The organism is Burkholderia territorii (assembly GCF_902833055.1).
Lineage (GTDB): Bacteria > Pseudomonadota > Gammaproteobacteria > Burkholderiales > Burkholderiaceae > Burkholderia > Burkholderia territorii.
In genome coordinates, this window is record NZ_CADFEJ010000188.1 from 1 (window position 1) to 299 (window position 299).

Sequence of the window (299 nt, forward strand, 5' to 3'; positions counted from 1 at the left end):
GGATCAAAGCTTGTTTGCCAGCTCCCCGGGGCTTTTCGCAGGCTACCGCGTCCTTCATCGCCTGTGATCGCCAAGGCATCCACCACATGCACTTGTTCGCTTGACCCTATAACGAGTCTGTCTCTTCGACAGTCGCTACAGGTTGAGTTCTCGCGTTGTGCCGTATTCCAATTAGAGTCGAACATGAAGTTCGAATCATCTTGAGATACATCGATACAATCACAACCCGGATAGTTTCCACGTCCATCTCAAAGACGCTTCCGCTATCCAAATTACTTACTTCTTCCAGATTGTTAAAG

The 299-nt window shown here is 48.5% G+C and carries 1 rRNA gene; it reads right to left on the minus strand.

Annotated elements, in window-relative coordinates:
* A 23S ribosomal RNA gene (locus tag HW466_RS31645) occupies positions 1-106 on the minus strand; the annotation flags it as partial.
* Between the last annotated feature and the right edge of the window lie 193 nt (positions 107-299).